The sequence below is a fragment of the Pseudomonas sp. yb_9 genome, from assembly GCF_043103635.1.
GTDB classification, from domain to species: Bacteria; Pseudomonadota; Gammaproteobacteria; order Pseudomonadales; family Pseudomonadaceae; genus Aquipseudomonas; species Aquipseudomonas monteilii.
Window position 1 is genome coordinate 121333 of the sequence record NZ_JBICKA010000051.1, and the last position, 6934, is coordinate 128266.

Sequence of the window (6934 nt, forward strand, 5' to 3'; positions counted from 1 at the left end):
TCTTACTGGTCGGGGCTGTCGATGGTCAGGCGCTGGGTAGCCTGGGTGGCGCTGGGCAGTGGCGCTCCCTGGCCAATCCATTCGCCGTGGGTAGGCTGGCCAGCGCGCGATACACGTGCAACCAGTTGGACTTCGGCAAATTGCGACAGTTTCATCTGCGGCATCATCGCGTCAGCATCAGACAACTCCACCTCGATCGGCAACTGCGCCACCGTCACCCGCTTGGCCGCCAGCGGCATGGGCGGGCCATTGCTGGCGCGGGCAAAGATGAACACGGTGTCGCCCGGCTTGACCTTGTCTTTCAGCGCCGCCGCCAGCTCCACCCGTACTTTCAGGCGGGCCGCTGCAGGTGCGGGGGGAGCTTCCGCCACAGCCCCCCCCAGGCGCTCGACGGCGCGGTCGATACCGCCCTGCAGGGCGTCACGCGATGCGTCACCTTCCGGCAGCTGCGCCAGCAGGCGCTTCCAGTAGTCGATGGCTTCCTGGTAACGCTCACCTTCGAAGGCCGCAATGCCGCGCAGGCCCAGGCTGGTCACCTCGTTGGGGTCGGCTTTCAAGGCTTCGTCAGTCAGCACCTGCAACTGCGGGCTCCACTGTTTGTCAGCAGCAAAATACAGGGCCTGAGCCCATTGCCCCAGCAGCTCGGGCTGTCGGCCGGCCAATGCCACGGCCCGCTCGAAGGTGCGCGCCGCATCAGCCGGGCGTTGCTCGGCCATGTAGGCGCGGCCCAGGAAGTACATGGCCTCGGCCGAATCCGGCTGGGCCTGCACCACGCGCTCCAGACGCGTGGTCATTTCTTCCATCGACTTGGGCGCCTCGGCGAATTCCTGGGTCAGGGCCACCTTGTCGGCCGCACCAAAATGCAGGTACAGCCCAAGCGCCATCAGCGGTACCAGCACAGCCGCCAGCAGCGGCAAGGCCTTTCCCAAGTGGCCCTGGCGCGGTGCCTCGGCGCCTTCGGTATCGGCCAGCAATTCGCGGGCAGCCTCGTCACGGCCCCTGGTCATCTGCGCCTCGTCAAGCACGCCCGCAGCCTGCTGGGCGGCCAGTTCGGCAACACGCTCCTGGTACAGGGCCACGTTCAGGGCGGTGCGGTCTTCTTCCTGCTGACGAAGACGGCCACGCAGGACAGGGATCAGCAAAAAGCTGAGGGCAGCGAGCAGCAGCAGGCCCGCGCTAAGCCAGAATTCAATCATGGGTCTGTTCTTTTTCCAGCAGTTTGGCGAGACGCTCGCGTTCTTCGGCAGACAATTCATTGCCGCCCTGCACAGCCGTACCGCGGCGCCGGCGCACGATCACCGCCAACACCACGAAACCGCCGGCCAGCAGAATCCCCGGGCCGAACCACAACAGCCAGGTGCGCCCGCTGAGCGCCGGCTTGTAGCGCACGAAGTCGCCATAGCGGTCGACCATGAAGTCGACGATCTGCTGGTTGCTCTTGCCCTCGCCCAACATGCGGAAGATTTCCCGGCGCAGGTCGGCGGCAATCGGCGCGTTGGAGTCGGCGATGTCCTGGTTCTGGCACTTGGGGCAGCGCAGTTCCTTGGTCAGTTGCTGATAGCGCTCGCGCTCGGCCTCGTCGCGGAACTGGTAGGTGTCGATGGCCGCCTTGGCCACGCCGGCCAAGCTCATGCCCAGCACGGCAGCCGCCAGCCAACGCCTCATGGTTTGGCCTCATCGACCAGGCCCTGGTAAAGCGGGGCGAGCTGTTCGCGCCACACCGTGGCATCGACAATGCCCACGTGTTTGTAGCGAATGATGCCCTTGGCGTCGATCAGGAAGGTTTCCGGCGCGCCGTACACGCCCAGGTCCAGGCCCAGGCTGCCCTGCTCGTCGCGGATATCCAGCTGATAAGGGTTGTGGAACTCGGCCAGCCATTTTTGCGCGGCGGCATTGTCGTCCTTGTAGTTGACCCCGTGAATCACCACGCCCTGCTGGGCTAGCTGGTTAAGGTACGGGTGCTCGACCTTGCACGACGGGCACCAGGTGGCCCACACGTTGACCAGCGCCGGGCGGCCCTGCAAGTCGGCCTGGGTCAGGGTGCGGTCGCCCTGGGTCGAGGCCAGCGAAAACACCGGGAACGGTTTGCCGATCATTGCCGAAGGCAGCTCGTCGGGCTTGAGGAACAGCCCTTTGTAGAGGAACACCGCCACCAGCAGGAACACTGCCAGGGGGACTACCATGATCCAACGCTTCATGCAGCTGCTCCAGACACGCCCAGGGCATCACGCACCCGGGTCTTGACCTTGACGCGGTAACGCCGGTCGAGGGCCGCCAGCAACCCACCCAGGCCAGTCAGCAGACCGCCCAGCCAGATCCAGCGAACGTAAGGCTTGATATGTACGCGCACGGCCCACGCGCCGTTCTCCAGCGGCTCGCCCAGGGCGACGTACAGGTCGCGGGTAAAGCCTGCATCGATACCGGCTTCGGTCATCATCGACTGCTGCACGGTGTACAGGCGCTTCTCCGGGTGCAGGGTGGTAATTTCACGGCCATCACGGCTGACCACCACGGTACCCTTGTCGGAGATGAAGTTCGGCCCTTCAAAGTGCTTGGCGCCCTGGAACAGGAAGTGGTAACCACCCAGTTCCACGCTTTCGCCCGGGGCCATGCGCAGGTCGCGTTCGGCGCTGTTGTTGCTCGACAGCACCACGCCCAGCGCGCACACCGCCAGGCCCAGGTGCGCCAGCTGCATGCCCCAGTAGCTGCGGCCCAGGCCGGGCAGGCCCTTGAGCAGGCCTTTGTGGCGGGTCTTGTCGAGGATGTCGCGCAGCCCGCCGAGCACTACCCAGGCGGCCAGGGCGAAGGCGGTCAGGGTCGGCCAGTCGAAGTCATCGACGATAAAGCCGGCCACAGGGGCCAGGATGGCGCTGCCAATCAGCACCGGGGTCATCATGCTGGCCAGCCATTTGCCCGGGGTGTCCTTCCAGCGCACCACCACCCCCACGCTCAGCACCACCATCAACAGCGCCATCAGCGGCAGGAACAAGGCATCAAAGTACGGCGGGCCGACCGACAGCTTGGCCCCGGTGAGGGCATCGAGTACCAGCGGGTACAGGGTGCCGAGCAGGATCATCGAAGCAGCCACCACCAGCACCAGATTGTTGGCCAGCAGCAGCGTCTCGCGCGACCACAGGGCGAAGCCGACCTGGCTCTTGACCACTGGGGCACGCAGGGCGAACAGGGTGAGCGAACCACCGACCACGAACAGCAGGAAGATCAGGATGAAAATGCCCCGCGACGGGTCGGCGGCAAAGGCGTGCACCGAGGTCAGCACACCGGAACGCACCAGGAAAGTCCCCAGCAGGCTCAACGAGAACGCGGCAATGGCCAGCAGCACTGTCCAGCTCTTGAACACCCCGCGTTTTTCGGTCACTGCCAGCGAGTGGATCAGCGCCGTGCCTACCAGCCAGGGCATGAACGAGGCGTTCTCCACCGGGTCCCAGAACCACCAGCCCCCCCAGCCCAGCTCATAGTAGGCCCACCACGATCCCAGGGTGATGCCCACGCCAAGGAAGGCCCAGGCAACGATGGTCCACGGCCGCGACCAGCGCGCCCAGGCAGCATCCAGGCGGCCGCCGAGCAAGGCAGCGATGGCGAAGGCGAAGGCCACCGAGAAGCCCACGTAACCCATGTACAGCATCGGCGGGTGAACAATCAGGCCAAAGTCCTGCAGCAGCGGGTTGAGGTCGCGACCATCGGTCGGCACCTGCGGCAGCAGGCGCTGGAACGGGTTGGAGGTGATGATCAGGAAGCTCAGGAAGCCCACGCTGATCATGCCCATCACCGCCAGCACGCGGGCCAGCATCACCTGCGGCAACTGGCGCGAGAACACCGACACGGCAAAGGTCCAGCCGCCCAGGATCAGCGCCCAGAGCAGCAACGACCCTTCGTGGGCGCCCCACACAGCGCTGAACTTGTAGTACCAGGGCAAGGCGCTGTTGGAGTTGCTGGCGACGTAGGCAACCGAGAAATTGTCGGTCATGAAGGCATGAGTGAGGCATGCGAAGGCAAACGCCAGGAACGCGAACTGCCCCCATGCCGCCGGCCGCGCCAGGCTCATCCACAGGCTGTCGCCACGCCAGGCGCCGAGCAGCGGCACACTGGCCTGTACGGCGGCGAAGCAGATGGCCAGGATCATCGCCAGCTGGCCCAGTTCGGGGATTACCAGCGCCGCGTTCATGGCTTGGCCTCCGCACCCGTGGCGGCCTGGCCGCTTTCCTTCAGGGCCTTGGTGACCTCGGGCGGCATGTACTTCTCATCGTGCTTGGCCAGCACTTCGTCGGCCACCACCACACCGTCGGCGTTGACCTTGCCCAGGGCGACAATGCCCTGCTCTTCGCGGAACAGGTCAGGCAGGATGCCACGATAGGTGATCGGTACCGACTTGTTGAAGTCGGTGACCACGAAGCGCACATCCAGCGAGTCGGACGAACGTTGCACCGAGCCTTTCTCGACCATGCCGCCTGCGCGGATGCGCGTGTCCAGCGGTGCTTCGCCATTGGCGATCTGGGTGGGGGTGTAGAACAGGTTGATGTTCTGCTGCAGTGCGCTCAAGGCAAAGCCGACGGCAACCCCGACGCCGACCAGCAGGCCGACGATGAGCAACAGGCGTTTCTTGCGCTGCGGATTCACTGGTTGTTCTCCCGGCGCAAACGGCGCGCCTCTTCTTGCAGGTAGCGACGGCGGGCCAGCAGCGGCGCAGCAACGTTCAGCGCCAGCACGGCCAGGCAGATGCCATAGGCCGACCACACGTACAGGCCATGGTGGCCCATGGCAAGAAAGTCACCAAAGGTGGCAAAGCTCATTGTGCGGCCCTCCGCCCCAGGCTGTTCAACACTTCGTCCTTGACCCAACTGGCGCGCGCCTCGCGCTTGAGCACTTCAAGGCGCATGCGCAACAGCAGCACGGCACCGAAGAAGCAGTAGAAACCCAGCGCCGTGCACAGCAACGGCAGCCACATTTCGGCGGGCATCGCCGGTTTTTCGGTAAGGGTGAAGGTGGCGCCCTGGTGCAGGGTGTTCCACCACTCCACCGAGTACTTGATGATCGGGATGTTCACCACACCGACAATCGCCAGCACCGCGCAGGCCTTGGCCGCACTGTCACGATTACTGATCGCCTGGCCCAACGCAATAATGCCGAAGTACAGGAACAGCAGGATAAGCATGGACGTAAGGCGGGCATCCCACACCCACCAGCTGCCCCAGGTCGGCTTGCCCCAGATGGCGCCAGTGACCAGCGCCACGGCGGTCATCCAGGCGCCGATCGGCGCGGCGCATTGCAAGGCGACATCGGCGATTTTCATTTTCCACACCAGCCCCACCACCCCGGCCACCGCCAGCAGCACGTAGCAGGACTGTGCCAGCATTGCCGCCGGCACATGAATGTAGATGATGCGGAAGCTGTTGCCCTGCTGGTAGTCCTGTGGGGCGAAGGCCAGGCCCCAGGTGATGCCGACCAGCAGCAGGAGCACGGCAGCACCGGCCAGCCATGGCAGCATGCGGCCGCTGATGGCATAGAACCATTTGGGGGAGCCCAGCTTGTGGAACCACGTCCAGCTTATTTTCATCAGGGTACATCCAGGGTATTGGCCGGGCTTGAAAGCCCGGGACTCGTTATTCGCCAACGCTGATTTTCAGGCCGGCCGCTATCGCAAAGGGTGCCAGGGTCACGGCCAGGGCCGTGAGGCTGGCAAGCCAGAGCAGGTGGCCGGTTGCCGGCATATTTTGCAACGCCGCTTGCAACGCACCACTGCCCAGGATCAATACAGGGATATACAACGGCAGAATCAGCAACGCCAGTAACAAACCACCGCGCTTGAGGCCAACCGTCAGCGCCGCGCCCACCGCACCCAGCAGGCTCAGCACCGGCGTACCCAGCAGCAGCGAGCCAATCAGCACCGGCAGACAATGGCTCGGCAGCCCCAGCATCAGCGCCAGCAGCGGCGCCAACAATACCAGCGCCAGCCCGGAAAAGATCCAGTGCGCCAGCACCTTGGCCAGCACCAGCAGCGCCAGCGGGTACGGCGACAGCACCCACTGTTCCAGCGAGCCGTCCTCGAAATCGCTACGGAACAGGCCGTCCAGCGACAACAGCACCGCCAGCAATGCCGCCACCCAGACCAGCCCAGGCGACAAGGTTTGCAACAATTGGCTTTCCGGGCCGACCGCCAACGGGAACAACGCCACAACGATGGCGAAGAATACCAGCGGGTTGGCCAGCTCGGCCGGACGGCGGAACAGCAGGCGCGCTTCGCGGCGCAACAACAAGACGAATACGCTCATGCCGCCCATTGCCCCAGGTTCAGTTCACGGTAACCGGAGGGCTTGCGTTCCAGCGTGTGGTGAGTGGTCAACACCACCGTGCCACCCTGTTCGCAATGGGTCGCCAGGTGTGCTTCCAGCTGTGCCACGCCCTGCTTGTCCAGCGCCGTGAACGGCTCGTCAAGAATCCACAGCGGCGGGCAGGCCATGTGCAACCGGGCCAAGGCCACGCGCCGCTGCTGGCCGGCTGACAGGGTATGGCAGGGTACGTCCTCGAAACCCCGCAGGCCGACGGCCTCCAGCGCTGCCCAGATCGCCTCGCGGCTGGCCGGCTGGTGCAAGGCGCACAGCCAGGTAAGGTTTTCTTCAGCGGTGAGCAGGTCCTTGATGCCAGCGGCGTGGCCGATCCACAACAGGATGCTGGCCAGGGCATGGCGCTGCTCAGCCAGTGGCTTACCGCCCAGCAGGATCTGCCCGGCAGTCGGCTGCATCAGCCCGGCCAGCAGACGCAGCAGGCTGGTCTTGCCGCTGCCGTTCGGGCCGCTGATCTGCAGCATGTCGCCGGCACCCAACTCGAAATCGAGCTGCTCGAATAACAGGCGCCAGTCGCGCTCGCAGGCCAGGCCTGCGGCTTGGAGGTGAAGGGTCACGGTTTCGCCTTATCTTTG

9 protein-coding genes are annotated in these 6934 nt (G+C 64.9%); all 9 read right to left on the reverse strand.

The window, feature by feature from the left end:
* Positions 1 to 2: 2 nt before the first annotated feature.
* The 9 genes from ccmI to ccmA are packed head-to-tail and all read right to left on the reverse strand — an operon-like array spanning position 3 to position 6916.
* Complete coding sequence (gene ccmI, locus ACF8MI_RS14835) at positions 3 to 1196, reverse strand: c-type cytochrome biogenesis protein CcmI (protein WP_392517588.1); 1194 nt, start codon at positions 1194 to 1196, stop codon at positions 3 to 5.
* Positions 1189 to 1665, reverse strand: a complete 477-nt coding sequence (locus ACF8MI_RS14840) for a cytochrome c-type biogenesis protein (RefSeq protein WP_104834242.1) — start codon at positions 1663 to 1665, stop codon at positions 1189 to 1191. Before ACF8MI_RS14840 ends, ccmI begins: the two co-directional genes overlap by 8 nt.
* On the reverse strand, positions 1662 to 2198 hold the full coding sequence (locus ACF8MI_RS14845) for a DsbE family thiol:disulfide interchange protein (protein WP_012273472.1): 537 nt from the start codon (positions 2196 to 2198) through the stop codon (positions 1662 to 1664). The genes ACF8MI_RS14840 and ACF8MI_RS14845 overlap by 4 nt, the downstream gene beginning before the upstream one ends.
* Positions 2195 to 4183 (reverse strand): heme lyase CcmF/NrfE family subunit, encoded by a 1989-nt coding sequence (locus ACF8MI_RS14850; protein WP_019096398.1) that lies wholly within the window; start codon positions 4181 to 4183, stop codon positions 2195 to 2197. The genes ACF8MI_RS14845 and ACF8MI_RS14850 overlap by 4 nt, the downstream gene beginning before the upstream one ends.
* Positions 4180 to 4635 (reverse strand): cytochrome c maturation protein CcmE, encoded by a 456-nt coding sequence (ccmE, locus tag ACF8MI_RS14855; protein WP_392517589.1) that lies wholly within the window; start codon positions 4633 to 4635, stop codon positions 4180 to 4182. The genes ACF8MI_RS14850 and ccmE overlap by 4 nt, the downstream gene beginning before the upstream one ends.
* The gene (ccmD, locus tag ACF8MI_RS14860) at positions 4632 to 4808 is read right to left on the reverse strand and encodes a heme exporter protein CcmD (RefSeq protein WP_012273475.1); all 177 of its coding nucleotides are present in this window, start codon (positions 4806 to 4808) and stop codon (positions 4632 to 4634) included. The genes ccmE and ccmD overlap by 4 nt, the downstream gene beginning before the upstream one ends.
* Positions 4805 to 5572 (reverse strand): heme ABC transporter permease, encoded by a 768-nt coding sequence (locus tag ACF8MI_RS14865; protein WP_016711759.1) that lies wholly within the window; start codon positions 5570 to 5572, stop codon positions 4805 to 4807. The genes ccmD and ACF8MI_RS14865 overlap by 4 nt, the downstream gene beginning before the upstream one ends.
* 46 nt (positions 5573 to 5618) lie before the next feature.
* Complete coding sequence (gene ccmB, locus ACF8MI_RS14870; protein WP_374754800.1) at positions 5619 to 6296, reverse strand: heme exporter protein CcmB; 678 nt, start codon at positions 6294 to 6296, stop codon at positions 5619 to 5621.
* The gene (gene ccmA, locus ACF8MI_RS14875) at positions 6284 to 6916 is read right to left on the reverse strand and encodes a cytochrome c biogenesis heme-transporting ATPase CcmA (protein ID WP_060499612.1); all 633 of its coding nucleotides are present in this window, start codon (positions 6914 to 6916) and stop codon (positions 6284 to 6286) included. The genes ccmB and ccmA overlap by 13 nt, the downstream gene beginning before the upstream one ends.
* Positions 6917 to 6934 lie beyond the last annotated feature (18 nt).